We start from the raw sequence: 962 nt of genomic DNA, 5'->3' as shown, positions 1-962 counted from the left end.
GGGTGAATCAGGGTAACAACCATTTTGATGTTGTCGCCCGGCATTACCATCTCTACGCCTTCCGGCAGTTCGATGGTGCCAGTCACGTCAGTTGTACGGAAGTAGAACTGCGGACGGTAGCCTTTGAAGAACGGAGTATGACGGCCGCCTTCGTCTTTGGACAGAATGTACACTTCAGATTCGAACTTGGTGTGCGGCTTGATAGAGCCCGGCTTAGCCAGTACCTGACCACGTTCGATTTCTTCACGTTTGATACCACGCAGCAGAACACCAACGTTCTCACCAGCACGGCCTTCGTCCAGCAGTTTGCGGAACATTTCAACGCCAGTACAGGTAGACTTAGCAGTCTCTTTGATACCAACGATTTCAACTTCTTCGCCCACTTTGATGATACCGCGCTCTACACGACCGGTAACAACGGTACCACGACCGGAGATGGAGAATACGTCTTCGATAGGCAGCAGGAACGGCTTGTCAATCGCACGCTCTGGTTCCGGGATGTAAGAATCCAGGTAGCCAGCCAGTTCGATGATTTTCGCTTCCCAGTCTGCTTCGCCTTCCAGCGCTTTCAGAGCGGAACCACGAACGATCGGAGTGTCGTCGCCCGGGAAGTCGTACTGAGACAGCAGCTCACGAACTTCCATTTCAACCAGTTCCAGCAGCTCTTCGTCATCAACCATGTCGCATTTGTTCAGGAACACGATGATGTACGGAACGCCTACCTGACGACCCAGCAGGATGTGCTCACGAGTCTGCGGCATCGGGCCGTCAGTCGCAGCAACAACCAGGATCGCGCCATCCATCTGAGCAGCACCGGTGATCATGTTTTTAACATAGTCGGCGTGGCCCGGGCAGTCTACGTGTGCGTAGTGGCGAGTCGGGGTGTCATATTCAACGTGAGAAGTGTTGATGGTGATACCACGAGCTTTTTCTTCCGGTGCGTTATCGATCTGGTCGAATGC

Annotated in this window: 1 protein-coding gene; it reads right to left on the bottom strand. The window is 53.4% G+C overall.

What is annotated here, in order from left to right; translation table 11 throughout:
* On the bottom strand, nt 1–962 hold a 962-nt coding region (tuf, locus tag GRPL_RS00045; RefSeq protein ID WP_049267173.1), incomplete at both ends, for an elongation factor Tu.

Source organism: Klebsiella planticola ATCC 33531 (assembly GCF_000735435.1).
Lineage (GTDB): Bacteria > Pseudomonadota > Gammaproteobacteria > Enterobacterales > Enterobacteriaceae > Klebsiella > Klebsiella planticola.
Note: the sequence above shows the minus strand (reverse complement) of the source record. Positions and strands in the feature narration are given on the sequence as shown.